Source organism: Enterobacter sp. BNK-13 (assembly GCF_048685015.1).
Taxonomy (GTDB): Bacteria; Pseudomonadota; Gammaproteobacteria; order Enterobacterales; family Enterobacteriaceae; genus Enterobacter; species Enterobacter quasiroggenkampii.
On the sequence record NZ_JBLQTP010000001.1, the window covers coordinates 2,222,829 to 2,248,834 of the forward strand.

Annotated in this window: 23 protein-coding genes; 7 read left to right on the top strand and 16 right to left on the bottom strand. The window is 54.7% G+C overall.

Annotated features, from left to right (window positions below):
- Positions 1-79: 79 nt before the first annotated feature.
- The 3 genes from ACMGGQ_RS10800 (at position 80) to ACMGGQ_RS10810 (ending at position 2,308) form a co-directional block, all read left to right on the top strand.
- The gene (locus ACMGGQ_RS10800; RefSeq protein ID WP_420290028.1) at positions 80-1,312 is read left to right on the top strand and encodes a sensor domain-containing diguanylate cyclase; all 1,233 of its coding nucleotides are present in this window, start codon (positions 80-82) and stop codon (positions 1,310-1,312) included.
- Between the two features lie 74 nt (positions 1,313-1,386).
- Positions 1,387-1,527, top strand: a complete 141-nt coding sequence (locus tag ACMGGQ_RS10805; protein ID WP_045909000.1) for an Ecr family regulatory small membrane protein — start codon at positions 1,387-1,389, stop codon at positions 1,525-1,527.
- A 217-nt stretch (positions 1,528-1,744) separates the two neighbouring features.
- Positions 1,745-2,308, top strand: a complete 564-nt coding sequence (locus tag ACMGGQ_RS10810) for a DJ-1/PfpI family protein (RefSeq protein WP_196352900.1) — start codon at positions 1,745-1,747, stop codon at positions 2,306-2,308.
- Between the two features lie 79 nt (positions 2,309-2,387).
- On the opposite strand, the gene ACMGGQ_RS10815 is transcribed toward ACMGGQ_RS10810, so the two are convergent.
- Positions 2,388-4,004 carry a peptide ABC transporter substrate-binding protein gene (locus ACMGGQ_RS10815; RefSeq protein WP_420290029.1) on the bottom strand — a complete coding sequence of 539 codons (1,617 nt, stop codon included), beginning with the start codon at positions 4,002-4,004 and terminating at the stop codon, positions 2,388-2,390.
- A 185-nt stretch (positions 4,005-4,189) separates the two neighbouring features.
- Here ACMGGQ_RS10815 and mpaA point away from each other — a divergent pair, with 185 nt between their 5' ends.
- A complete protein-coding gene (gene mpaA, locus ACMGGQ_RS10820) occupies positions 4,190-4,903 on the top strand; it encodes a murein tripeptide amidase MpaA (RefSeq protein ID WP_045908858.1) in 714 nt (237 codons plus the stop codon).
- Here mpaA and ycjG read toward each other — a convergent pair.
- Positions 4,894-5,859: an L-Ala-D/L-Glu epimerase gene (gene ycjG, locus ACMGGQ_RS10825; protein ID WP_420290030.1), complete on the bottom strand. Its 966-nt coding sequence runs from the start codon at positions 5,857-5,859 to the stop codon at positions 4,894-4,896. The two genes, mpaA and ycjG, sit on opposite strands and share 10 nt — an antisense overlap.
- 107 nt (positions 5,860-5,966) lie before the next feature.
- Between ycjG and tpx the strand changes: the two genes are divergently transcribed.
- Both tpx and ACMGGQ_RS10835 read left to right on the top strand, forming a co-directional pair.
- Complete coding sequence (gene tpx, locus ACMGGQ_RS10830) at positions 5,967-6,473, top strand: thiol peroxidase (protein WP_023335907.1); 507 nt, start codon at positions 5,967-5,969, stop codon at positions 6,471-6,473.
- A 275-nt stretch (positions 6,474-6,748) separates the two neighbouring features.
- Positions 6,749-7,957, top strand: coding sequence for an aldose 1-epimerase family protein (locus tag ACMGGQ_RS10835; protein ID WP_420290031.1), 1,209 nt, complete (start codon positions 6,749-6,751; stop codon positions 7,955-7,957).
- A 44-nt stretch (positions 7,958-8,001) separates the two neighbouring features.
- On the opposite strand, the gene tyrR is transcribed toward ACMGGQ_RS10835, so the two are convergent.
- From tyrR to ACMGGQ_RS10850, 3 genes are all read right to left on the bottom strand, one after another.
- Positions 8,002-9,543, bottom strand: coding sequence for a transcriptional regulator TyrR (gene tyrR / locus ACMGGQ_RS10840; RefSeq protein ID WP_008501254.1), 1,542 nt, complete (start codon positions 9,541-9,543; stop codon positions 8,002-8,004).
- Between the two features lie 112 nt (positions 9,544-9,655).
- Positions 9,656-10,708: a YcjF family protein gene (locus ACMGGQ_RS10845; RefSeq protein WP_032674907.1), complete on the bottom strand. Its 1,053-nt coding sequence runs from the start codon at positions 10,706-10,708 to the stop codon at positions 9,656-9,658.
- Entirely contained in the window at positions 10,705-12,102 is a 1,398-nt protein-coding gene (locus ACMGGQ_RS10850) for a YcjX family protein (protein ID WP_420290032.1), read from the bottom strand. The genes ACMGGQ_RS10845 and ACMGGQ_RS10850 overlap by 4 nt, the downstream gene beginning before the upstream one ends.
- Before the next feature lie 155 nt (positions 12,103-12,257).
- Here ACMGGQ_RS10850 and ACMGGQ_RS10855 point away from each other — a divergent pair, with 155 nt between their 5' ends.
- Entirely contained in the window at positions 12,258-13,268 is a 1,011-nt protein-coding gene (locus tag ACMGGQ_RS10855; protein ID WP_032674909.1) for a LacI family DNA-binding transcriptional regulator, read from the top strand.
- Positions 13,269-13,302: 34 nt separating this feature from the next.
- Here the strand turns inward: ACMGGQ_RS10855 and ACMGGQ_RS10860 are convergent, their stop codons facing one another.
- The 11 genes from ACMGGQ_RS10860 to ACMGGQ_RS10910 form a co-directional block, all read right to left on the bottom strand.
- Entirely contained in the window at positions 13,303-14,217 is a 915-nt protein-coding gene (locus ACMGGQ_RS10860) for an OmpG family monomeric porin (RefSeq protein WP_196352905.1), read from the bottom strand.
- A 66-nt stretch (positions 14,218-14,283) separates the two neighbouring features.
- Positions 14,284-15,366, bottom strand: a complete 1,083-nt coding sequence (locus ACMGGQ_RS10865; protein ID WP_048223583.1) for an ABC transporter ATP-binding protein — start codon at positions 15,364-15,366, stop codon at positions 14,284-14,286.
- A 13-nt stretch (positions 15,367-15,379) separates the two neighbouring features.
- The gene (gene pgmB, locus ACMGGQ_RS10870) at positions 15,380-16,045 is read right to left on the bottom strand and encodes a beta-phosphoglucomutase (RefSeq protein ID WP_420290033.1); all 666 of its coding nucleotides are present in this window, start codon (positions 16,043-16,045) and stop codon (positions 15,380-15,382) included.
- Positions 16,035-18,314 (bottom strand): glycoside hydrolase family 65 protein, encoded by a 2,280-nt coding sequence (locus tag ACMGGQ_RS10875; protein WP_420290034.1) that lies wholly within the window; start codon positions 18,312-18,314, stop codon positions 16,035-16,037. The genes pgmB and ACMGGQ_RS10875 overlap by 11 nt, the downstream gene beginning before the upstream one ends.
- Positions 18,308-19,366, bottom strand: a complete 1,059-nt coding sequence (locus ACMGGQ_RS10880; RefSeq protein ID WP_420290035.1) for a Gfo/Idh/MocA family protein — start codon at positions 19,364-19,366, stop codon at positions 18,308-18,310. The genes ACMGGQ_RS10875 and ACMGGQ_RS10880 overlap by 7 nt, the downstream gene beginning before the upstream one ends.
- Positions 19,367-19,377: 11 nt before the next feature.
- Entirely contained in the window at positions 19,378-20,166 is a 789-nt protein-coding gene (locus ACMGGQ_RS10885; RefSeq protein WP_100121947.1) for a sugar phosphate isomerase/epimerase family protein, read from the bottom strand.
- A gap of 17 nt (positions 20,167-20,183) precedes the next feature.
- The gene (locus tag ACMGGQ_RS10890) at positions 20,184-21,236 is read right to left on the bottom strand and encodes a zinc-dependent alcohol dehydrogenase (protein ID WP_111966570.1); all 1,053 of its coding nucleotides are present in this window, start codon (positions 21,234-21,236) and stop codon (positions 20,184-20,186) included.
- Between the two features lie 28 nt (positions 21,237-21,264).
- Positions 21,265-22,107 (bottom strand): carbohydrate ABC transporter permease, encoded by an 843-nt coding sequence (locus tag ACMGGQ_RS10895; protein ID WP_008501243.1) that lies wholly within the window; start codon positions 22,105-22,107, stop codon positions 21,265-21,267.
- On the bottom strand, positions 22,094-22,975 hold the full coding sequence (locus tag ACMGGQ_RS10900; RefSeq protein ID WP_045908871.1) for a carbohydrate ABC transporter permease: 882 nt from the start codon (positions 22,973-22,975) through the stop codon (positions 22,094-22,096). Before ACMGGQ_RS10900 ends, ACMGGQ_RS10895 begins: the two co-directional genes overlap by 14 nt.
- A gap of 22 nt (positions 22,976-22,997) precedes the next feature.
- Positions 22,998-24,290 carry an ABC transporter substrate-binding protein gene (locus tag ACMGGQ_RS10905; protein ID WP_420290036.1) on the bottom strand — a complete coding sequence of 431 codons (1,293 nt, stop codon included), beginning with the start codon at positions 24,288-24,290 and terminating at the stop codon, positions 22,998-23,000.
- Between the two features lie 14 nt (positions 24,291-24,304).
- Positions 24,305-26,002: an alpha-amylase family glycosyl hydrolase gene (locus ACMGGQ_RS10910; RefSeq protein WP_420290037.1), complete on the bottom strand. Its 1,698-nt coding sequence runs from the start codon at positions 26,000-26,002 to the stop codon at positions 24,305-24,307.
- Positions 26,003-26,006 lie beyond the last annotated feature (4 nt).

Genomic DNA, 26,006 nt, shown 5'->3' on the forward strand with positions numbered 1-26,006 from the left:
AGTATGTTTCAAAGCAGTAGACACTCGTCACGTCTGTCATGATTGTCAGGCGCATTGAGCCGATGAACAGGAAATGCCTATGTCGCAAAACGGTTTTGAAGCGCTGAACGTCATTAAAACACCCGTGTGGCTGATTTCCCCCGCTTCGGAAACGATCGTTTTTGCGAATGTGACCGCAACGCAGCTTATGGGAGAGAAGACCCTGGACCAGCTGCGTAAAGGTCTCTATTCCGCGAATGCACAGCACCTCCTGTCGATGTATGTACCTGAACTGAAAACCGGGCAGGAGATCGTCGAAATCTGGACAATAAACCGGGATGGACAGGATACGCCGCTAAGCTGTCGTCTCTCGCTTGCCCATTATGCCCCCTGGGGAGATGTAATTGTTTTCGAGGGGATCGCCCAGCACATTCTCTCTGGGCTAAAGGCCAGCCGCTCCGCAACCTACCGGCGGAAAAAACAGGGGTTTTACGCCCGTTTTTTTCAGACCAACAGCGCACCGATGCTGTTAATCGATCCGGCCCGCGATGGCCAGATCGTTGATGCTAACCTGGCCGCGCTCAATTTTTACGGTTACTCACATGATGACATGTGCAGTAAACATACCTGGGAAATCAATACCCTGGGGCGAGACGTCTTGCCCATTATGACTGCGATTGCCGCGCTGCCCGGCGGCCATAAGCCGCTCAACTTTGTTCACCGCCTTGCCGACGGCTCTACCCGCTACGTTCAGACGTATGCCGGCCCCATTGAGATCTACGGTGACAAGCTGATGCTGTGCATCATCCACGATATCACCGAGCAAAAAAGACTGGAGCAAGAGCTGGAACATGCCGCGCTACGTGACTCCATGACCGGGTTACTCAACCGTCGCCAGTTCTACGCGATTACCGATCCCAACAACCTGAATCATCTTCCTGCCCAACAGCAGTTTAGCCTGCTGCTGGTGGATACCGATCGCTTCAAAAACATCAACGACCTGTTTGGTCATTTGAAGGGCGATGAGGTGCTTATCGCCCTCTCCCGAACGCTGGAAGCCTGTAGCCGGGAGAATGACCTGGTATTCCGCTGGGGAGGCGAAGAGTTCGTTATCCTGCTGCCGCATACCCCTCTCGACATCGCGTTGCAGATTGCCGAGTCGATCCGTGCAGCCGTTGCCCGCATTACGATTCCGGGCTTACCGCGGTTTACCGTTAGCATTGGCGTGGCGCGACATAACCAGGGCGAGACGATTGATGAGCTGTTTAAGCGGGTAGACGACGCGCTGTATCGCGCTAAAAATGACGGACGCAATAAAGTCCTTGCAGCATGAAACTGGAGTATACGGGAAAGCCCCGCTACAATGCCTGCCTCGACTTAATTAACTTCAGGTGGGTAAAATCTGCAATGGGAAAAACAGAAATAATACTCACCTTAATTATTTTGCTCCTTATTATATTTGGCTTATGGTTTATTTTTAGCGGTGAGATCTGGTATCTCGTCGAATTTCTCGAAAATAGTCTTTACCCGACCTTCGATGCACCATAACGCACGTTTAATATCGTGTTTCACCTACTGAATTTGTCAGGTATCTGCAAGCCTGACAGCCGCGTAAGATACGCGCCGTTATCCTCCAACTACGTTGATAACGAATCACTTATTCATTTGCTTATGTTGCCCGTGCTCTGACGGGCTTTTTTATTTCCGGCATTTCAGCCACGCCAGGCTATATCTTAATCATCTTTAATGACAAGGGAGAGGAATGATGAGCAAGAAGATCCTGATGCTGGTGGGCGATTATGCCGAAGATTACGAAACCATGGTGCCTTTTCAGGCTTTGCAGATGATTGGCCATCAGGTGGATGCAGTCTGTCCCGACAAACCAAAAGGCGACTACATCATGACGGCAATCCATGATTTCGACGGCGCCCAGACCTATAGCGAAAAACCCGGTCACCGCTTTACCCTCAACGCCGACTTTTCCGCCGTAAAGGAGCAGGACTACGACGCACTGCTCATCCCCGGCGGCAGAGCGCCCGAGTATCTGCGGCTAAATGAGGATGTGTTAAAGCTGGTACAGGCATTTGACGCCGCGCGCAAACCGATTGCTGCAGTGTGCCATGGCCCGCAGCTGCTCGCTGCCGCGGGCATCCTGAAAGGCCGTACCTGTAGCGCCTACCCGGCTTGTGCACCTGAGGTACGCCTCGCAGGTGGACACTACGCCACGATCGGCATCGATCAGGCCCATGTCGACGGCAACCTGGTGACGGCTCCCGCCTGGCCCGCCCATCCGCAGTGGCTGGCGAAGTTTAGTGCGTTATTAGAATAACAGCTCCGGCCACATCGCTGCCGGGAAGCGTCATGCATTGTAAAACTGGCGCTTAGGTGCGCCAGTTTTATATTAACCGTCAGTGTTTCTCAATATACATCGTCCGGCTATACGCCACGTCTTCCGGGTTATTTATCGGGTACCCTTTCACCCAGGGTTTAATCAGGCGACCGTTGGTGTACTGGTAAATAGGCGCGATAGGTGCTTTCTCCATGAGGATTTTCTCCGCCATGTTGTAGTCGGTGTTACGCGCTTTCGCCGTGGTTTCGAGCGTCGCCTGGTGGATAATTTTATCGTAAGCAGGGTCATTAAAACGCGAGATATTGCCGCTGTGGGTTGAGGTCAGCAGGGACAGGAAGGTCGAGGGCTCGTTGTAATCCCCCACCCATGACGCGCGGATCACATCAAAATTGCCGGTATTGCGGCTGTCGATGTAGGTTTTCCACTCCTGGTTTTGCAGCTTGACATTCACACCGAGATTTTTCTTCCACATGGACGCCACCGCAATGGCGATTTTCTGGTGGTTTTCCGACGTGTTGTACAGCAGGTTCAGCTTCAGCGGACGCTGAGGGCCGTAGCCTGCGGCCTGGAGCAAGGTTTTGGCCTGAGCATTCAGCTCCTGCTGGGACATCTGCTCGAACGGTGAAGGTTCAGGCGTGAAGCCCGCCGTCACGTCAGGGGTAAAATGCCAGGCCGGTTTTTCGCCGGTACCCAGTACCTTTTCTGCCATAATGCGGCGATCGATAGTCATACTCAGGGCAAGACGAACCCGGGCATCGGCCGTCGGCCCCTTTTGCGTATTAAACGCGTAGTAGTAGGTCCCGAGCTGAGGCGGCGTATACACCTGTCCCGGAATGTCCTTCAGGAGCTTCTGATACATGTTTTTCGGGAACGATTCGGTAATATCGATATCCCCTGCCAGATAGCGTTTCGTGGCGGACGATTCCTGGTTAATCGGAATAAAGGTCACTTTTTGCAGGACAGTTTTCGCATTGTCCCAATAGTGGGAGTTCGGCACGACTACCAGTTTTTCATTCACCACGCGGTCGTTCAGGACGTAGGCGCCATTGCCGACCAGCGCTCCCGGACGCGTCCACTCTTTCCCACTTTCAACGTTCGCTTTTTGCACCGGATAGAAGGCGAAGTTTGCCGTCAGGTTGCTAAACCACGGTAGCGGTTTATCCAGTTGGACGCGCAACGTCCTGGCATCCACCGCCGTCACGCCCAGGGTATCAGGCGCTGCCTTACCGTCGATGATAGCCTGAGCATTGTTGATACCTGCCAGCGCTGCAAACCAGGCAAACGGAGAGGTCGTTTTTGGGTCAACCAGACGCTGCCAGCTGTAGACAAAATCCTGCGCGGTGACCGGCGTACCGTCAGACCATTTTGCGTTATCACGCAGGGTGAACGTCCAGGTACGGTTATCGTTACTCTGCCAGCGCGTCGCCACGCCCGGGGTCAGTTCCCCTTTCTCATTCTGATTCACCAGCCCTTCGAAAAGATCGCGAATCACCTGAATCTCTGGCAACCCCACCGCTTTTGCCGGATCGAGCGAAGCCGGTTCATCTTTAATATGTCTGACCAGCTCCTGTTTTTGCGCCAGCACCGTGCCCTGTGGGACATCAGCAGCGTATGAGAGTGTAGAGAGCCCGCACAGGCACAGTGCGGTGAAAAGACGCGAAACAGGATGCTTCATAAGATCCCCTTTAAAAAATTCAGGTAACAAGCAGATGCGTAATTATTTGTTTCGACAATAAGAAATGCAAATAACTTACGCCTGAATAGTGATTTAAGGCAATTCTCAGCCGCTACGGAAACTATTTGATTAACAGCGGCTTTTGCACAACACTGCCAGTAGAGACTTCTTTATCAGGATTTCGTATGGCAACCACCCGACCCCGCGCGGAACGCGGCGCCTTCCCTCCGGGCGCTGAACAATATGGCCGCTCATTTTTAGGCGCATCGCTGATCTGGTTCCCGGCACCCGATGCCGATCGCGAAAGCGGTTTGATTATTGCCGGCACGCACGGTGATGAAAACTCGTCTGTCGTCACGCTCTCGTGCGCGCTACGGACATTGACCCCTTCATTACGACGTCATCACGTGATTCTTGCCGTCAATCCGGATGGCTGTCAGCTGGGATTGCGGGCGAATGCGCGAGGCGTCGACCTGAACCGTAATTTCCCGGCAGCAAACTGGCGCGCTGGCGAAACGGTTTATCGCTGGAACAGCTCCGCCGAGGAGCGAGACGTGGTGTTGCTGACGGGAGACAACCCTGGCTCAGAGCCGGAAACGCAGGCGCTGTGCCAGCTTATCCATAAGATCCACCCCGCCTGGGTTGTCTCCTTCCACGACCCACTGGCCTGCATTGAAGATCCGCGCCACTCTGACCTGGGCGCGTGGCTGGCACGGGCGTTCGACCTGCCGCTCGTCACCAGCGTGGGTTATGAAACACCCGGATCATTCGGGAGCTGGTGCGCCGACTTAAGCCTGCCCTGCATTACCGCTGAGTTCCCGGCGATCTCCTCCGACGAAGCCAGCGAAAAATACTTAAAAGCCATGATGGAGCTTCTGCGCTGGCAACCTCAGAGATGAAGCACGCCGCTGGTAAATTTCAGGGCCGGTGAAACGTCAACCGCCAGCCACGTCGGGCCATCCAGATCGGCGAAACGAACCTGATTGACCAGCGGCAGCGCCGCGCCGATCGCCCGGGAAGTGCAAAGCATGCATCCCAACATTAGGTCGAACCCCTGCGCCCTGGCGTCCGCCGCCAGAGCCAGGGCTTCAGTCAGTCCGCCTGCCTTGTCGAGCTTGATATTGACCATGTCATAGCGGCCCTTAAGCTCGCTCAAATTCTCGCGTGTGTGGCAGCTTTCATCCGCGCACACAGGCAACGGATGGATAAAATTCTTCAGCGCCGCATCCTCTTCTACCGGCAGAGGCTGCTCCAGCATCGCCACCCCCAGATCGGCCAGCAGCTGGCATCGCGCGGCCAGCCCTTCGGGATGCCACGACTCGTTGGCGTCCACAATCAGCGTGGCTGAGGGCACCGCCGAGCGAATCGCGACCATGCGCTCGCTGATCAGACGATCGTCCAGCTTCACTTTTAACAGCGTGGCTCCAGCGTCATAGAGCGCTTTCGCACTGGCGGCCATCTGCTCCGGCTCCCCAATCACGACCGTTTGCGCGGTCACGACGGACTCCGGCACGACCACGCCCAGCAATGATGTCAGCGATTTTTGCTGCTGAGCGGCTTCAAGGCTCCAGAGCGCACAGTCGATGGCGTTGCGCGCCGCCCCGGCGGGTAAACGCTGCTGTAATACCTCGCGCGTGAGCCCTTTTTGCAGGTCTGGCACCAGGGTCATGATCTGCGCCATCACAGATGCAAGGCTTTCCCCATAGCGCGGATAAGGCGTACATTCCCCGACGCCTTTCACACCCTCTTCTTCAATTTCAACCACAACCACGCTGGCTTCACTTCGGCTGCCGCGCGAGATCACAAACGGGGTATGCAATGGCCAGGCTTCTTCATAGACCTTAACGCTTCTCATCACTGACTCCTTGCGGCCCGGAAAGGCGAAAAATTTGGTTTGCCGTGTTATCTGCTGATGGCATACACTAGCCACGACGTTAACTATATGTAAACAGGAAGATATCTATGTCACAACTCGTTCATTTCCAGGGCAACCCGGTTGCTGTAGCAGGTTCCATTCCGCAGGCTGGCAGCAAAGCGCAGGCATTTACTCTGGTGGCTAAAGATCTGTCTGACGTCACACTGGCTCAGTTTGCGGGCAAACGCAAAGTACTGAACATTTTCCCAAGCATTGATACCGGTGTTTGTGCCGCATCCGTGCGTAAATTCAACCAGCTGGCGACTGAAATGGACAACACCGTTGTGCTGTGCATTTCCGCTGACCTGCCGTTTGCCCAGTCCCGTTTCTGCGGTGCCGAAGGCCTGAGCAACGTTATCACCCTCTCCACCCTGCGCAGCGCAGATTTCCTCGAGAAATACGGCGTCAGCATTGCGGAAGGCCCACTGAAAGGTCTGGCAGCACGTGCTGTACTGGTTCTGGACGAAAACGACACTGTCGTCTTCAGCGAACTGGTTAACGAAATCACCACCGAGCCGGACTACACTGCCGCGCTGGACGTGCTGAAAGCATAATAAGTCCTTAGCATTCTATACAACTTATTCTCAACCTCGCTTCGGCGGGGTTTTTTATTATTTCAAAGCTGAATCGTTAAGGCATAAATACTCGTATGTCACATTAATCCTGCAATGATCAGAGAGATATGTAACATGATCGTGATCAACAACGCATAATAATCGTTAAAATCCCCTATTTTCATCCCGAGTGAAGCTCATCACATTTCCCTTTTTGTCTAAACATTAGATTTGCTTACGAAAGAAAATAATCGTTTCAGCAATAAGGATAAAATATGAAGATCAAATTCGCTTTTACGCTCCTGGCGGTCCTGGTTTCTGGCCATGCCGCGGCTAAAACCTGGGTGCTGACCAGTGCTGAAAGCAGCGTGGAGAAAGGAAACTGGAAGATTTCCAGTGATGAGCTGAAAGTTAAAGATCAGACGTTCAGCATTGAGCAAAAAATCTTACACGGCGGCAAGCAGGAAGGCAGTAAAGTCATCATTATTAGCAGTAAAGATGGCCTGACGATTGCCCTGAGCCCGACACGCGGCATGAACCTTCTGCACGTTGAAGGGTTTGGCACCCGACTGGGATGGAATTCACCCGTCAAAGAGGTCGTCAATCCTGCCTATATCAATCTTGAAAGCCGAAACGGTCTCGGCTGGCTGGATGGTTTCAACGAGATGATGGTGCGCTGTGGCTACGAGTGGACAGGTCATCCGGTCACCGCAGATGGGCAAATTTATACCCTTCACGGCAGGGCCGGAAATACACCGGTATCGCAGGTGGAAGTTGAGGTGGCGGATACCGCCCCGCATGAGATCCGCGTTCGGGGTTTGATCAAAGAGAGCACGTTCAAAAAAGCGGATCTGCAAACCATGACCGAACTGCGCTACGTTCCAGGGACCAACCAGTTCAGTCTGCATGATGTTCTGACCAACCATGCCGATTACCCTCATGATTATCAAATCATCTATCACAGCAACTTCGGGACGCCGATCCTCGAAGAAGGCGCACGTTTCCTTGCGCCGGCCGTGAGCGTGAGCCCATTCAATGACTACGCCAAAGCGGGCGTAAACGACTGGCAAACCTACGCCGGGCCGACAAAAGGCTTTGATGAGATGGTCTTTAACATTCAGCCGCTCGCCGACAACAACCACGAAACGCTCGCGGCAGTGGTCAATAAAGCCGGCGATAAAGGCGCATCCATCCAGTTTGATACGCGCCAGCTGCCCGTGCTGACCTTATGGAAAAACACCGACACGCTGAAGCAGGGTTATGTCACGGGCATTGAACCGGGCACCAGCTATGCCTACCCCGTCACGATTGAACGCGAACAGAAGCGGGTCAAGCAGCTGCAGCCTGGCGCCAGCGCGCAGTTTGATCTGACCTATACCCTGCTCCACAGCCCGCAGCAGGTGAAAGAGGTTGCAAGCAGGATTGCGTCGATTCAGGGCGAGACGAAAACAGACATCGTTAACACGCCGCTGGCGAAGGAATAAATCTAAAGTGAAAAGTAAAAAGCCTCTTTGCAGAGGCTTTTTTGTTATTCGTCACCTTTCTTATGATTCAAACCATATTCACGTAGCTTATTTGCGATCGCGGTGTGCGACACGCCAAGGCGTTTTGCCAGCTTGCGGGTGCTGGGATAGCTGCGGTACAGCTGCGTCAGCACAGAGCGCTCAAAACGGCTGGTGATATCATCCAGCGACCCTTCCATCGCCTCTTCGCCTACGGATACCGTCCCGGCGTCGTAATCCGGCAACAGAATATCCTGCGGACGCAGCTCATACCCTTCAAGCTGGGTCAGCGCACGATAAACGGCGTTTTTAAGCTGACGAATGTTGCCCGGCCAGCCGTAGCGCATGAGCACCGTGCCCAGATCGGCAGACAGCTTCGGACGCGGCACACCCTGCTCGTCGGCAAAGCGGGCGACGAACAGCTCCGTAAGCGGCATGATGTCCTGCGGGCAATCGCGCAGCGGCGGAATGTTCAGCGTCAGGACGTTAAGGCGGTAATAGAGATCCTCGCGGAAGATCCCCTTTTGCACCAGTTCCACCAGATTCTTCTGGGTGGCGCAAATGACGCGCACGTCTACATGCACTTCGTGATCCTCACCGACGCGGCGGAACGTGCCGTCATTCAGGAAACGCAGCAGCTTAGCCTGCATACGCGGCGACATTTCGCCGATCTCGTCCAGCAGCACGGAGCCACCGTTAGCCTGCTCGAAGAACCCTTTCTTGCCCTCCGGCGCGTGACCAAACAGCTCACTTTCAACAGCATCTTCCGGGATAGAGGCGCAGTTAAGTGCCAGGTAAGGCTTGGCCGCACGCGGGCTCGCCAGATGCACGGCGTGAGCCAGCAGGTCTTTCCCGGTGCCGGTATCCCCGGTAATCAACAGCGGCGCGGTCAGGCTTGCGAGCTTACGCGCCTGATCAACCACATGACGCATTTTCGGGCTGACGGCAATAATCTGGCTGAATGCGCCAACGTCCTGACTGGAGAGGTTTTGCAGCTGACGCCCCATGCGTAGCGTCGAGCGCAGCATGATCACCGCCCCGGTCAACACGCGGGTATTCCCTTCCCCTTTCAGATAGACCGGCGTGATCTCCATCAGGAAATTCTGCCCGTTAATCACCACATGCTCGCTGTGCGTGTTCTGCGGATTGCTGTCCAGCCAGCGCTGGAAGTTAAAACCGGGGATCAGCTGCGCGGCGTGATGATTGCTCAGCTTCTCCTGACTCTGTGCGAAAAGCTGGCAGCTCGCGTGGTTAACGCGCTCAACTTTGCTTTTCAAATCCAGGGAGAGGAACGGCTCAGGCATGGCTTCCAGCAGCGCGCTCAGCGCCAGGTGCTCACGCTCGGACGGCATCCAGGGAATGGTGCGCACATCCGTAACGCCAGCGATACGGCGGATTTCCGCCATCAGGCTACTGAAGGTATTAAATTCAATTTCGGCAAAATTGAGGTAAATTCGCCCGACAGGATCGATCTCAATGCCACGTAAATCAATGCTACGTAAAACAAGAAGATCGAGTAATTCGCGGGTCAGACCGAGACGGTCTTCACAGAAGACTTCAAGACGCATGGGAAATTCACCGTTTTAAGCCAATAACAGTAAAATGATATGTCAGAACACGGTGATCCGGAAGATGGCTGTCAACAAATATTGACAGCCAGCACGATTAGTGAACAAAACCTCATGGCGCAGGTTTTTTATTGAGCGTCTCTTTGAGCTGGCCGATCAGTTCACGCCTGAAATCCCCCAGACGGGGCTTATCGCCATCGATCCACGGCAGCGGACGGCAGACTTCCATCGCTTTAATCCCCAGGCGTGCGGTTAATAATCCCGCACCGATGCCCTGAGCCGCACGGGCAGAGAGACGCGCCGCCAGATCCTGCGACATCCAGTCCATTCCCACTTCGCGCACCAACTCACTCGCCCCGGCAAACGCGATATTGAGCAGGACCAGCTTAAACAGTCTGAGCCGACTGTAGTAACCCAGCTCTATACCGTAAAGGTTCGCAATACGGTTGATCAGGCGCAGATTACGCCAGGCGATAAAGGCCATATCGACCAGCGCCAGCGGGCTGACGGCAATCATCAGGGTGGATTCCGCCGCAGACCGGCTGATTTCGCGCCGCGCCTGAGCATCCAGCACCGGCTGAACCATGTGGGAATAGAGCGTCACTACTTCCCGGTCATTCTGGGTCTCATGGATGGCGGCGTACCAGCGCTGAAGCGCCGGGTGCGACTGATCGATTCCGGCCTGACTCGCCAGCTTTTCACAGAACGCGCGACCTTTCCCGGTGCCGTGGCTGTGGAGCAGATCCCGCGCTTCATCACGCTCATGCGCGCGCTGGCGCAAACGCCAGAGCCGACGCCACTCGGTGGCAACCGACCCGACGCCCGCCCCCACAATCAGCGCGCCCGCGGCGCATCCGCCCAGCGCGACCCAGTCCTGAGTTTGCCAGGCATTCATCGTCCACTGCACGCCCTGAGCCACCACGCTTACGCCAAACAGCGCCAGACCGGCGGTAACCATCCTGCGCCACAGGCTGCGTTTTGGACGCAGCGCGGCGTCCACGACCGCCTCCGCCGGACCGTCCTCAACAGCGGGCTCGTCCTGCAGCGCCGGGGCAAAGTTATCGGCCTGGGTTCCGCTGAACGTCTGCGCCGTTTTGAACGCCTCCTGAGCGTCCTGCTCAAGCGTTCCGGTAAAGTCAATGCGCGGTTTTAACGGTTCCGTCATCGCAATTTATCTCCAATCAAAAACTCCAGCGCCGCATCCAGACGGATGTGCGGTAATGGCCTGTCGACGCTCATTGCCTGCGGGCGGAAGGCTTCAAACTGGAAGCCTTGATTCTGCCAGAAGGCCTGACCCGGCAGCCGCGCAGGCACTTCGCCCGGATACACGGTAAGCGGTTCACCGTCGCTGAGTCGGTTCCCGCGTAATGCCGGTATTTTCTCGCCGTTAAGGTCAATCAGCCCACTTTGCGTCGCCTGCACCGATGCGAGCCCAAGGCAATCCATGCTGATCCCTTCGAAGGCGGCGTTTTGCCAGGCGTCCTGCACCAGCTGCTGCAGCAGCGACACCATATTGGCATGCTGATCGACCGTGACGTGATCGGCTTTTGTGGCCGCAAAGAGCAGTTTGTCGATCACCGGTGAGAAAAGACGGCGGAACAGCGTCCGCTGCCCGTAGTGAAAACTTTGCATCAGCTGCGTCAGGGCTAGGCGCATATCGTTGAATGCCTGTGGCCCGCTGTTGAGCGGCTGCAGACAATCCACCAGCACAATCTGACGGTCAAATCGTAAAAAGTGGTTCTTATAAAATCCCTTAACCACTTTTTCACAGTAGTAATGGTAACGCTCGCGCAGCATCCCGGCGTTAGTGTGCTTATCAGCCTGCGCCAGCGTCGACTCGCCAACCCCGCCCACATCCGGCCAGGGGAAAAACTGAAGCGCAGGCGCGCCTGCTAAATCACCCGGCAGAACAAAGCGCCCCGGCTGAATGAAGTGTAACCCTTCCTGTTTACACTGGTGTAAATACGCCGTCCAGGCGTCGGCAATGGCCGCCAGACGGTTTTCATCTGCTGGGGCAAGCGGATCCAGCCCTTCGCACAACTTGCGCCATTTGGCTGACCACCCGGCGCGCTGCCCCTGCAGCAATCCCGTCATCTGGCGTGACCAGCTGAGGTAATCCTGCGCCAGCATCGGCAGGTCGAGCAGCCATTCGCCGGGATAATCGACGATTTCAAGGTATAGCGTGGAGGTATCCTTGAAATGGCGCATCAGGGATTCATTCGAGCGGAAACGCAACGCAAGACGAATTTCACTGACCCCTCGCGTCGGCGTCGGCCACGCGGGCGGATCGCCATACAGCTGCGCCAGCCCTTCGTCATAGGTAAAACGGGGAATACCAAAATCGCGCTGAGGGACGCGCTTAACGCCCAGCAAACGCTCTTCCCGCACCGCGCCAAGCAACGGCAGACGCGCTCCGGCGTGCAGGTTCAGGAGCTGGTTCACCATCGCGGTGATAAACGCCGTCTTACCGCTGCGGCTCAATCCTGTCACCGCCAGTCGCAGATGACGGTCAACGCCGCGGTTTACCAGTGAATTGATTTCGTTTTTAAGTCGCTTCATCGCCGTCCTTCGTTGCCTGGAAGCCTTGAATGCATGGCTTCAGAATACAATAAATGGGGGCAGATCGTTGATTATCAATTCTTATTTATTGCTATTGCCGTTTTTTCTCCAGTAAGATGAACGACATTGCTGTCAGTTCTGAGTGAGTAAGGTGTATGTCACCCACCATTTATGATATCGCACGGGTTGCGGGCGTATCGAAATCAACCGTTTCCCGCGTTCTGAATAAACAAACGAATATTTCTCCCGAAGCACGTGACAAAGTGCTGAAGGCGATTGATGAATTAAATTATCAGCCCAACAAACTGGCTCGCGCCCTGACCTCGTCAGGATTCGATGCCATTATGGTTATTTCGACCCGTTCAACCAAAACCACTGCCGGCAACCCTTTTTTCTCCGATGTCCTTCATGCCATTACGGCAAAAGCGGAAGAAGAAGGATTCGATGTTATTTTACAAACCTCAAAAAGCAGTGAAGACGATCTGCTGAAATGCGTGAGTAAAATAAAACAGAAGATGATCAAAGGGATCATCATGCTGAGTTCGCCCGCAAATGAATCCTTTTTCACCACGCTGGATGCGTATGGCGTACCAGTAGTAGTTATCGGCAAAGTGGAAGGTGAGTACCAGAATATTTACTCCGTCGACACGGATAATTTTCATGACAGCGCCACGCTGACGGAAACCTTTATTAAAAACGGCCGCAAGAAAATTGCCTGTCTGCATGCGCCGCTTGATTATCATGTTTCGATCGATCGCCTGGCGGGTTATAAAGCCAGTCTGGAAAAGCACCATATTGCGATGAACCCGGACTGGATCATGGACGGCGGTTATACCCATGAGAGTGCGCTTAAAGCGGCTCTGGAATTGCTCTCATCACCCACGCCGCCTGATGCCGTCTTTGCTACCGACAGCATGAAATTACTCGGCCTTTATCGCGCGGCGGATGAGTTGAATCTGATGATTCCGGAACAGGTGGTGATAGCCGGATACAGCGACCCGATGCTGTCTCTCATTTTAACGCCCGCGCCTGGCGGCTTTGATATCCCCACCCGAAAACTCGGGGAAGAGAGCTGCGATCTTCTCTTCAGGCGTATCGCGGGTCATCCCGCCCCGCAAAAAGTGCTTGTTGATACGCATTTTTTACTGGCGGCCTCGCTGCGCTAAAACCAGGGGCTTGTAGCCCCTGGAAGCCCCTCGGTCAGAACGCGTAATTTACCCCAACGCCCGCATAGTGGAAGCGGTCGTTTTCGCCCTCGTCATGGTTTTCCCATTCATAGGCGTATTCAAGCGTCATGGATAAACCGTTGTTGAAGTCATAGGCGTACTGCATACCCAGGCGGTTGAAATTATGCCCTTCACGCTCAGGATCGTCCTGCCAGTCCCAGTTCGACCAGCGATCGAGCCCCAGGCGGGTGTAAGGCGTTAAGGTCGTCTGGCCCAACGAAATAGGGAGATAGGCGCGAATTTCCTGGGTGGAGAACTCGCCGTTGTTACGTGAACCGTCCATATTGAAACCGCGCTCTAAATAGTAATTTACTTTAGCGGCAAAGGTTTCGTTAATGGTCCAGGTAAAGCCCGTTTCGGTTTCGACACGGCTGTCTGAATAGCCGGTTTTTTCCAGATCGTTGGCAAACTGATACATGGCAAACCAGCCGCCAAAACGCCAGTCGTCGGTTAATTTTATATCCCAGTCAGGCTGAATTTTGTAGCGCTGCATATTTGCGCTGCCGTCTCTGGCACCGTGTTCATCCTTAAAGTGATAACCATAATTACGGAAGCCGCCGGTCAGACCGAACGTAAAATCATCGGTTCCGATAAAGCGATAGCGTAATTCAAATTCCGGGCGATCAAAATAGGTGCCGCGGGTCATGCTGCTATAATCAACCGGCCCTTCCTGATACATTGCCAGCGAAATAGTCCAGGCATCCCAGGTTGCATTAAACCACACGGAAGGTTCATATAACCCGTCTTTATCCTCCCCCTGGCCTTCGACGTTTTCTATTTCATACATCGCGCCAATATTAAATTCCCACTGTTTAGCCGTTTCTGTTGCATGTGCACAGCTAACCCCTGCGCACAGCACGAGCGCAGCACTTTTTAGTAGAGTACTCATCAAATATTCCCTTTATAAGTAACAAACAAAAAAACCGGAAATGGGTATTTCCGGCGAACACCTTTCTTATCTAATAGCCGCTTCGGTTTCAGCGTCGAAGAAATGGCACTTATTCATGTCGAACTGGATGCCGATATTATCCCCAGCGGCATAATCATTCGCGGCTCCCGCGCGAACAACCAGTTCATGGCCGCCAACGGTGGCATAGAGCATGAACTCTGCACCGGTCAGTTCGGCCACGCTGACTTTTGCCGCGATGTTTTCACCGCTACTCTGCTGGGTGAGAATATCTTCCGGGCGGATCCCAAAGACCACGGCTTTACGCTGGTACCCTGCGGCATGCAGTGACGCGAGCTTGTCTTCCGGGATCTCGAGACGCAGCGTTTCCGTGACGAAATAGCGGTCGTCGATGGCGCCACGAACAAAGTTCATGGCTGGCGAGCCAATGAACCCCGCAACAAACATGTTTGCCGGCTCGTTGTATACCTGCTTCGGTGCACCAACCTGCTGAATAATGCCGTCTTTTAAGATCACAATCCGGGTCGCCATCGTCATGGCTTCCGTCTGATCGTGGGTCACGTAAATCATCGTGGTATTGAGCTTCTGATGGAGCTTGCTGATTTCAGCCCGCATCTGCACGCGAAGCTTAGCATCGAGGTTGGAGAGCGGTTCATCCATCAGGAAGACGCCCGCTTCCCGAACTATCGCCCTGCCCAACGCCACGCGCTGACGCTGGCCACCGGACAGCGCGCCGGGTTTACGCTTGAGGTACTCCCGTAAGCCGAGGATCTGTGCCGCCCAGTTAACGCGCTCTTCGATAACCGCCGGGGCGATTTTCTGCATCTTCAGGCCAAAGGCCATGTTGTCGTAGACCGTCATATGCGGGTAAAGCGCATAGTTCTGGAACACCATGGCAATGTCGCGTGACTTGGCGGGCACGTCGTTCATGCAAACGCCGTCGATGACCAGTTCGCCGGCGGAGATCTCCTCCAGCCCGGCAATCATGCGCAGCGTTGTCGATTTACCGCAGCCAGACGGACCGACAAAAACGATAAACTCCTTGTCCTCGATTTCGAGATTAAAATCCTTCACCACGTGGACCTGGTTATCGTAAATTTTCTGAATATGTTTCAGTGACAGTTGTGCCATTATTAATTCCTTATCAATACGCCCGGGAGGCCCAGAAATCGGTCAGGCATTTCCAGGTCAGTTCCTGCGTTGAATGAAGCTGTAATCCCGCATGGGTCAGGCCTGAGCCAATCCCGACCGACAGCATGCCCGCCGCGTTGATCGCCGCCACGCCTGCGGGCGCATCTTCGACCCCAATGGCCGCGCCAGGGCGGACGTTCAGGCCAGCACACGCGGCGAGGAAGATCTCCGGATCCGGTTTTGAACAGACAATGCGGGAGGCATCAGCGCAAAAATCAAAGGCGTCATGAATACCCAGGGCATGCAGTATTCCAGGTGCATTGAGGGAAACGGAGGCGAGCCCAATTTTGACCTCTGCCGCCCGAATGTCCGCCAGCACCTCCCGGATACCCGGCAGCAGCGACGCCTCGGTCAATGACGACAGCGATGCGACGTAGAGCGCATTTTTCTTCCCCGCCAGCGCCAGGCACTGTTTATCGTCAAACGCCCCCCCTTTCCCACCGTGTCGCAGGATCCGCTGCAGGGACTCCATGCGGCTAATTCCCTTCAGCTCCTCGTTAAACACCTCATCGATAGTGATGCCGATCTCCTGCGCGACCGAACGCCAGGCGAGAAAGTGCAGATGTGCGGTATCGGTGATAACCCCATCAAGATCGAATACAACGGCTTCAGGCTTCATCGCTGGCCTCCGTGGTAGCGGTCCCATTAAAAGATGTAAGAAATTCCCTACGAGAGAATGCCTGTCGCTCCGATACGCAAACCGTTTTTCCCCACAGCGTTAACGTGACGGGCGCGGAGGTAACAATGGTTAAAACGTCATTTTCAAACGTGAAGCGCAGGCGTGCGTTCTGCCAGCGCAGCGGGAAGGCAAGTTTTCGCCAGTGAGCGGGTAGCTTCGGCGCAAGGTGCAGCTCGCCCTCAACAATCTGCATGCCGGCAAACCCCTGAATGACGCCGGACCAGATGGCACCCGTGGCCGCGGCATGAATGCCGTCATCGCTACTGTGCGGATCGTCGCCCAGATCGATAGCCACGCCAGCGCGCCAGAAGGCGTAAGCCCCTTCCGTATCGCCACAGCGGGCGGCCACAATGCCGTGAATAGCCTTGCTCAGTGAAGAGTCATGGATCGTCCGCGGCTCGTAAAACGCCAGGTTGGCCGCGCACTGGTCTGGGGTAAATTTCTCCGGCAACAGGTAGTTAAGCATCACCACGTCAGCCTGCTTGAGGATTTGCATCTCGTTAACTTCCGCGCGAGAGTAATCCAGCAGGATGGTCTGCTTACCCGCGTTGGCTTTATAGCGGCTTAAATCGATGGCGGGTTTCGCCATGAACGAATCGTCCTGCGGGATCACTCCCCCGGCGTCGGCTTCCGGCAGCCACAAGCGGGCCAGGAAGGTGGTCGCCTTCTCCATGAAGCAGGCCTCTTCACGCTCAAACATCGACATAAACCGGCATGCGCTGGCCACGTTGTGCCAGGCCAGATAGTTGGTGTAGGCGTTGTTATTCACATGCTCGGTGTATTCGTCCGGCCCAATCACATCATGAATTTCCAGGCGCCCGTTGACCTCCGTGGCGCGGCCCATCCAGAACGTTGCCGTCTCCACCAGCAGGGTCAGCCCTTCATTACGCATAAACGCGTCATCGCGCGTGGCCTGCCAGTAGGCCACAACGGCCCAGGCAATGTCCGCCACAATGTGGTGTTCGGCCAGGGCGGAGGCCACTTTCTGCCGCATGCCCGTACGGATGTTGATAGCCGCAAACTCCGGCGTCTCCTCTTTGCCGCTCGCGGCACTCTCCCACGGGAACAGCGCGCCCGGCCAGCCGTTGCGGCGGGCTTTTTCCCGGGCCCCGGCCAGGTTCAGCCAGCGATAGCGCAGCAGACTGCGGGCCACTTGCGGACGAGTGAAAAGATGGAAAGGCAGCAGGAATATTTCGGTGTCCCAGAAGACATGGCCTTTATACCCCTCGCCGGTTAATCCCTTAGCGGCAATGCTGCTCCGCTCATCATGGGCTGGCGTCATGGTGGTCAGATGCCAGACGGCATAGTCCAGCGCCATCTGATCGTCAGGAGATGCAGAAGCCACTTCCACCCGGGCGTCACGCCATACGTCTTCCCATGCGCAGGCTGAACTTTCCAGCAGCGAGGCATAACCCCTTGCTGCACAAACCTTGAGATCCGCCAGCGCGCCGCGCGCGAAAGATTCCTGCGACAGGGCTTTATCGCTGCGATGGACCACCCAGACAAACTTATCCAGCGTGACAGTGTCACCCTGCGGTATCGTCAGGGAATAGTGAGCAGAGAGCTGACGATTTTTAGCGGTAAAGCAGCTTTCGCTGTCGGCTGATAGCTGACAAAAGGCTGAGATGACAACATCAGCGGCCCGGTCCTGCGTTTCATACACACCCTGCATATAGTGCTGGTCGAACACCCTGACGGAAATTTCATCCAGATGTTGCCGGCCCGTATTGGTTTGTGTCGCATCAATGCCGGTTTTCATCACCACCTGCGAAGCATCATCCAGCGGGGTGATCGCAAGCTGCATGGCCACAAGCGGCAGCTGATCCAGAGAGACAAAACGACGACTCTCCAGGCGATAGCGCTTTCCGTTGGGCGAACGCCAGACGACGCGGCGATGCAGTTCGCCGTTGGCAAACGCCAGCTCGCGCTGCCACTCAAGAATGTCCCCGGCCAGAAGGGTGTAATTCACCCCGTCCAGCTCAACCTCGATACCGGTGATATCGGGCAAATTGATCAGCTCAGTGGTCTCGTTACGTCCCGCCTGATGATAGAGGCCCGCAAGATACATTCCTCGGGTTTGCTTGGTGTAATCTTCTTCATGCGCAGCGCGAATGCCCATGTAGCCGTTACCGCATGCCATAATGGATGCGTACTTATTCAGACTGTGCGGACAAAAGCCCGGATCGGTTAATACAGACACGCTCAGCATAATGTTACGCTTTCCCCTGTTTCTGCCGATTGATAAAGCGCCGCGACAAGCTGCTGAATCACCAGCCCCTGTTCAGCATCTGCAATCATTACGGGCTCTCCCTGCACGTGGCGCACAAAGGCCTCCATGCTGCGTAAATGGCGCTGGTCGTCAGCCTCTTCACGCTGAACCAGGGTTTGTAACGTCCCGGCGTCGTCCTGATAAACGTGGGCCGGGAAAAGCGTCGCCCCCGCCTTTTCACCGCAAAAGACGACATTCATGATCGACTGCTCGCGGATATTCAGCGCGAAGGAGGTGTCCAGACGCAAAATGCCGCCGTTGCAGAATTCGATAGTGCCAAACAGGGCATCTTCCACCGTAAACTGTTCGGGATCCCACGCGCCGAACTGGCCGCTGCTTTTTTGGGTTCCCAGCCTCTGGAAGCCGTGCGCCGTGACCCTTTTGACCGCCGGGAAACCCAGTACGTACATCGCGGCATCCAGCATGTGAATGCCAATGTCAATCAGCGGCCCACCGCCCTGCAGCGCTTTGTTAGTGAAGACGCCCCAGCCCGGCACGCCGCAGCGCCGCAGTGCCTGCGCCGAGGTGAAGTAGATTTCGCCCAGCGTTCCGTTCATCACGGCCTCGCGCAGCAGCTGCGTGTCGAGCGCGAAGCGGTGATGAAAATCATACGCCAGCACCTTCCCCGCCTTGCGGGCAGCTATCCGCATCTCATCGGCCTCTTGCGGCGTCATGGCGGGCGGTTTTTCGCACATCACATGACAGCCAGCCTCCAGCGCCGCCATCACATGCTCAAAATGAAATCGGTTTGGCGAACAAACGCTCACCACGTCCGGCTTAACCGCCTCCAGCATGGCGCACGCGTCCTGCCACGCCGACGGTATGGCATGACGCTCCGCAAAAGCCTGTGCCTGTTCGAGGCGGCTGTCCATGACAGCCACCATCTGAACATCACTGCGCGTGGCGTAATACGAGGCATGCACTTTGTCCGCAACCTGCCCGGCGCCAATGATGGCGACGCGCAGTGGCGACGTTGTTGAAGCACTCATCACGCTCGTCATCCTTAGCATTCACGTAAATAAGTGAGGGAATCCCGATAAGCCTGAGCGGGATCTTCAGCACGTACGCGGCACTCGTAAACCACATAGCCCTGGTAATTATCCGCACGCAGCTGATCGAACAGGCTGGCAAAATCGAGGCTACCGCTTCCCGGCTGGTAACGATGGTTATCAGCGATGTGCACATGGCCCAGCAGATCGCGATGCTGATGCAGCGCCTCCGTCAGCGAATCTTCTTCAATGTTCATATGATAGAAATCACCGATGATCTGCACGTGCTTGAGGCCGTTCTCTTCGATATAGCGTCGTGCGTCAGCCAGGGTGTTGATCATGTGATCCTGGTAGCGGTTCAGCGGCTCCAGATAGACGGTGGTTCCGGTGCGCGCTGCCACCTCATCCAGCCAGCGCAGCGAAGCACTTACCGCTTTGCGGTCGCCTTCGAGGCTGCGTGGTGAAGTCATTGGCGGTAAACGGAAGGTGAACATGCCCCAGGCTGCAGGTACGATAATGCCCTTGCCGCCCACTTCGGCCAGCGCTTCCAGAATGCGTTCAATCTGGGCTAAGCCGTTCAGACGACGCTCTTCGATAAAGTCACCAATCCAGCCATCGTATCCGCCGCAGGCGGTCGTGACCGGCAGGCCGGTGGCCTTAATCGCCGCTTTCACCTCGGCGAGGTTTTCCACCAGCAGCTTGCCGTCAATTTCATAGCCATCAAAACCCATCGCTTTGATGTACTCGAATTTCTCCAGGATATTGCCCGGGAAAAAGGCCTGATTTTGTGTTGCGATTTTCATGAGTTGCTTTCCTTAGCTTAAAAAGTGACGCCCATTTTGATGCTCAGTTCCGGATGCTGATCCACATATTTCATGTAGCTTTCAGCGCTGCTGGTGAAGGTCACGACCGGGTCGATCAGATCTTCACAATTCAGATAACCGTTCATCAGCAGTTCCCAGCAGGTCTCTTCAATACGCTTGCGGCTCCAGCGCGGGTAGTCCGGGTTTGGCTCACTGCAGGCGCGGGAGAAGACAATCTTCGCGTTGTTGAAGTGCGCTTCACGCCCCAGATTGAAGCCTGCAGCGAACGGTTTAGCGAACGCAACGTAGGAAATGGTGCCGCCGTAGGCGAGGCCGCGCAGTGCGGACTGCAGCGCATCGGCAAAGCCGCTGGTCTCGATGATCACATCTGCGCCCTGCTTTCCGGTCAGCTTTTTAATTTCCAGACCGACATCTGTGCCGATTGGGTTCAGGCAATGGTCCGCGCCATGACGGCGGGCAATGTCGCAACGGTGTTCGATAGGATCCACGCCGATGACGACTGACGCGCCGGCTTTTTTCGCCAGTTGGATCGCAATCTGCCCAATCGCGCCGAGGCCTACCACCACGACAAAATCCCCGACCCGCACGTTGGCATCACGCACGCCGCTCATGGCAAACTGTGCCGGATCGTAGCAGACGGCGTTCTTCCAGGAGGCACCCTGCGGCATTTTGCGCAGCTTGTAGTTGTTGACGGCATTCACGATGACCGTCTCCTGGAGCGGCCCGTAACAGCAGACGCGATCGCCCGTCTGGTATTCCGTGACGTCAGCGCCGCATTCGATAATGTCGCCGACAATCATATTGCCCAGCTGGAACTTACCGAATTCTATCCCGCGGGCAGCCCCCTCTTCGCGCGGGGTAAACATCTGCCACTCCGCATTGAACTCTTCATCGATAAACGGACTTGCCGCGCGGAAATCCACCACTTCGGTACCGTGTTTCGGTGCGCCAAAGCAGGCACGAATTTTCACTTCATGTCCCGCAACCGGGCGATCTTCATACTCTACGAGCGCCGCCACGCGTGGCGCTGTCGCAACTAATTTTTTCATGATTGACTCCTTGTTAAAATTGGCCGCCTCAGCCCTTCACGCCACCGGCGGTCAAACCACTTTTAATAAAACGTTCAGACAGGGCGTACATGATGACCACCGGAAGTGCCGTCACCAGCGATGCCGCCATCATGCGACCCCAGATATAATCAGGTGTGCTAAAGAGCGTGTTCAGCCCGACCGGCAAGGTGAAGTTGCTGGCGCTGGACAGGAAAATGGACGCAAACAGGTAGTCGTTCCACGCCACCATGAAGCAGTAGACAAACACCGATACGAGCCCGGATATCGCCAGCGGCACGGTAATACGGAAGATGATTTGCAGGCGGTTAAGGCCGTCCATCATTGCGGCTTCTTCTATTTCGTCCGGAATGGTGTCGAAGTAGCTGCGCAGCATGAACACCGCCGTCGGTAACGTCTGCGTCACCATGGTGATAATCAGCGCCAGCTCGGTGTCGTAGATCCCCAGCGCGGTGATGATTTTGAACAACGGCACCACCAGCAAGATGCCGGAGAACATGTAGACGGTGTAAAAACTCGCATTGATCGTCGTACGGCCCTTAAAACGCAGCTTGGACAAGGCGTAAGCGCCCAGCGTACCGAGAAACACGGCAATCACCGATGAGGTCAGCGACACCACCATGCTGTTTCTGAAGTAATCCACAAACGGGAAGATCAGCGGGTTAAAGATGTCGATGTAATGCTGCAGCGTCCACGCCTGCGGCAGAATGGTCGGATGGAGCGAGATCGCCTCTTTGGCGCTCTTGAATGACGTCATCAGCATCACGAAGAACGGGAAAAGCGTGATGATCAGAAATACCGCCAGCCCCAGATAAAAACCAATACGGCTCAGTACGCGTTTATTTGTTGCCATTGAGGTTCACCCTTTTTCTGGTCAGCAGAATCACAGCGAAGATGATCACGAACAGCACCACAGAGATCGCCGCTGCTTTGCCCAAGTCGTTGAAAGCGAATGCGGTTTTGTAGAGATAGACGCCCAAAATATCGACCTTCGTGGTCAGCAGGTAGACGTCAGCAAACATGTAGAACATCCAGATGGTGCGAAGCGTGACCACCGTGGCCAGCACCGGCATAATCGCGGGCAGCGTGACGATACGAAAACGCTGCCAGGCATTTGCGCCGTCCATTTCCGCCGCTTCATACAGGGATTTATCAATGGTCTGTAAAATCGCCAGGAATGAGATAAATGCGTACGGGAAGTAACGCCAGATCGCGAACAGCACCACCAGTACGAAGCTGCTGTTCGGGTTGTCAAACCACAGCGGCGCCTGGTCATACAGGTGCAACAGGTCTACACCCAGATAGTTCACGATGCCGTAGCCGTTGTTGAACATATATTTCCAGGCAAACACCAGCGAAATAGACGGCGTGACGTAGGATAAAATCACCAGTGAACGTGCCGTCTTACGCAGGCGAAACTCGCGATTGAAGAAGATGGCGACGGCGAGACCCAGCACCGTGCTGCCAATTACGACCAGCGCCGTGTACCAGAAGGTCATCCACAGCGAGTGCCAGAAAGCGGCATCGCTGAGAATGCGAATGTAATTGTCCAGTCCGACAAACACGGCACTAATGCGCGGATTGAGCGGCAAGCGTAAAAAACTGATTTCAATATTGGAAATCATTGGCCAGGCCACCAGGCCCCCCAGCAGAATCAGGCTGGGGGCCAACAGCAGCATGGCGAAAGGCATATCTGAACGACCAGAAAACAACGTCTTCATAATTTCCTTCCGCAGAGCGCTCCTATCGTTGTGTAATGAGATCAGTCAGTCGCTTCTGGCTGCTGCTTAACGTTGTGTTAAGATCCTTCTGCCCCACCGTGACGTTATGCACCATGGAACTGATAATGCCGGAGCCCGTCACGTCGCCCATGCGGGTGAAGTTTTTATCCCCCACGGCGCCAAACACCTGCACGTTCGGGAACTGCGCAATCAGCTCATAAGGCAACTGCCCAAACGCTTTAATCACGTCGTTGTTTTTCCAGGTCTCCGTGCCCACCACCAGTTTGTTTACCGGCAGCGCCGCGCCCGGCGACATCATGACCCAGTCCGTCGCGTTTTGAGCCTGTTCCATCCAGGTAACAAACTTCTCGGCCGCTTTGGTCTCCGCTTCGGTTTGTCCGGTGGTGATCGTGAGCGAGGTGATCATGCCGTACACCGCCGATGACGTTTCAGTCGGGACAACGAAGCCCAGACTAGAAGGGTTTCCGTCCTTGTAGACGGCAGGCAGGATGTAGGTGGAGTAAACCGCCATCGGCGCAGAACCGTTCATGAAGGCGTCTTTGATCTCCATGACATCGTTCGAACCCGGCATGGTGGTCGCAGCCAGCGCTTTATAAAACGCCAGCGCTTTTGCCATTTCCGGGGTATCGATATCGACATTGCCTTTTGCATCAAACACGTTCGCGCCACCGGAAAGGGCAAACTGAGAGAATGACTGCTCGGTCATCACGCTTTCCGCCGTCGGCAGCGCGATGCCGTAATGCTTTTTAGCCGGGTCGTTCAGGCGCTGGCTGGCTTGCAGAAGCTGTTCCCAGTTATGCGGCTCCTCAATACCCGCCGCGGCCAGCACATCTTTGTGATACCAGACGCCGGAAAGCCAGGCGCTGACCGGCACGCCCGTCCAGGCTGCGCCATCTTCCGTACGGACTACGCGTAAGATTCCGTCATAGAAGGTGTTTTCCCCCACCGCCTTAACGGCTTCAGCGATAGCGTCACGATCCAGAAGCTGTTCTTTATCCATCACTTTTGCGTAGTCATGGCTGACCTCAATCACTTCAGGCAGCGCGCCGGTTCTTGCCAGCGTAATCACCTTGGTGTTGTAGGCATCCTCTTCCACCGGTACCTGTTTTACCGTGATGTCAGGGTTCTCTTTCTCGAATTTTTCGATCAGTTTCGTAATAACGGCCTGACGCTCCTGCTCTACCGACGAGTGCATAAACTCAATGGTGACAGAGGACGCTTTGTCATCCTTACAGCCTGATAACAGGGCGCACGAAACCAGTGCTGATATCAGCACAATTCTGGGTGTTTTCATGTTTAAGGTCCTTTTTAGTTTTCTTTAATCCACAAAACCTGCCATGGATTTAGGGTCAGAGTCGTATCGGTAATATCTTCTCCGCTAATCAATTCCCTTCCGGCGTGAATATCAGTTCCAACCGTTTGAGGAGCATCACTGAAATTAAATAGCGCTGTTATTTTTTCACCACAATCCGCCACGCGAACAATTTTTAAAACATGCTCACCTGACGTGCTAAAATAAGCCTGACTGTCAGGGTGAAATGCTTTTTCCGCACGACGCAGTACGATTAACTGGCTTAACGCACAATAGACCTGATAACGCAGACTATTTTTATCTTCAAGCGTGCTATCAATTTGTCCTGCGGTATATTTTTCGCGATTTATCGCACGGTTATATCCCAGACGCTCTACCCCGTCATAATCATTACGGGAGCCGAGAATACTCTGGATATAAATCGCAGGCACACCGGGGAAGCTTAACAGGACGGCATGGGCCAGAATAAACCGGGCAATGCGATCGCTATCATGACTTTCTCGCGTACTTAATGCATCCAGATAGGTCACATTAATTTCATAAGGGCTTCGCGTGCCATCCGGGTTATTTTTCCAGTTAACCAACGCGCCTTCGGACTGAAGCTTCTCTACAAGCGAGAGGATCTCCGACTCAGGTAATATTCCGCGTAATGGGTTAAGACCAATGCCATCATGCGAGGCCAGGAAGTTGAACCAGGTGGTTTTGGTAGAAGGCAACGTAAGCGACGCCGCCCACTGACTCAGCGTGCGCACATCCTGACAATGCACCGCATGCAGCACCAGCGGGGGCAACGAGAACTGATAAACCATCTGCGCTTCATTTTCGCCGTTACCGAAGTAAGAGACGTTATCTTTATGCGGAACGTTCGTCTCGGTGATTATCACCGTGCCGGGGGCAACCGCCTCGGTAATGGCGCGGAAAAGCTGGATGAGCTGGTGAGTTTGCTCAAGGTGAATGCAGCTCGTTCCCGGTATTTTCCACATGAACCCAACGGCATCCAGTCGAATATATCGCGCCCCTTCAATAAGGTAATGCAGCAGCACGTCGACCATCGCAATCAGCACCTGCGGAGAGGCGAAGTTGAGATCAACCTGGTCCTCACTAAAGGTGGTCCACAGGTGTCGTACGCTGCCATCATGAAGCGTGAAAGGGGTAAGAAGCGGTAAGGCACGCGGACGCGTCACCGCGGATAAATCTGTTTCAGGATCGACAGAAATAAAGAAATCATCATACCCTGGCATTTGCTTCAGGTAATTAGCAAACCAGGCACTTTTGGCCGACATATGATTGCAGACGAAATCAAACATCAGGCTGGCTGACTGTTTTAATTCAGCAACATCTCGCCATGTTCCGGTTTCAGGCGCAACTTCATGATAATCAATGACAGAAAAGCCGTCGTCCGAGGACCACGGATAAAAAGGCAAAAGATGGACATGAGAAAAAGAACGCGAAAGCCATTTGTTATAAAAACGTGTAAAAACAGGGAGTGCTTTCTCCCCTTTCGCTGAAAACTGGTCGGCATAGGTTATCAGAACGACATCTTTTTCATCCCAGCCCATTTTACGCTTTTCTGTAATAACAGAGGCGGCCTTTTCAATATTTTCCAGCAACACATGAAGATGTGCTTCAGAAAACGTTTTTCCATAAACAAGATTAATGAGTGCTTTAATTTTTTCGTTCACTTGATTTTCCATGGTA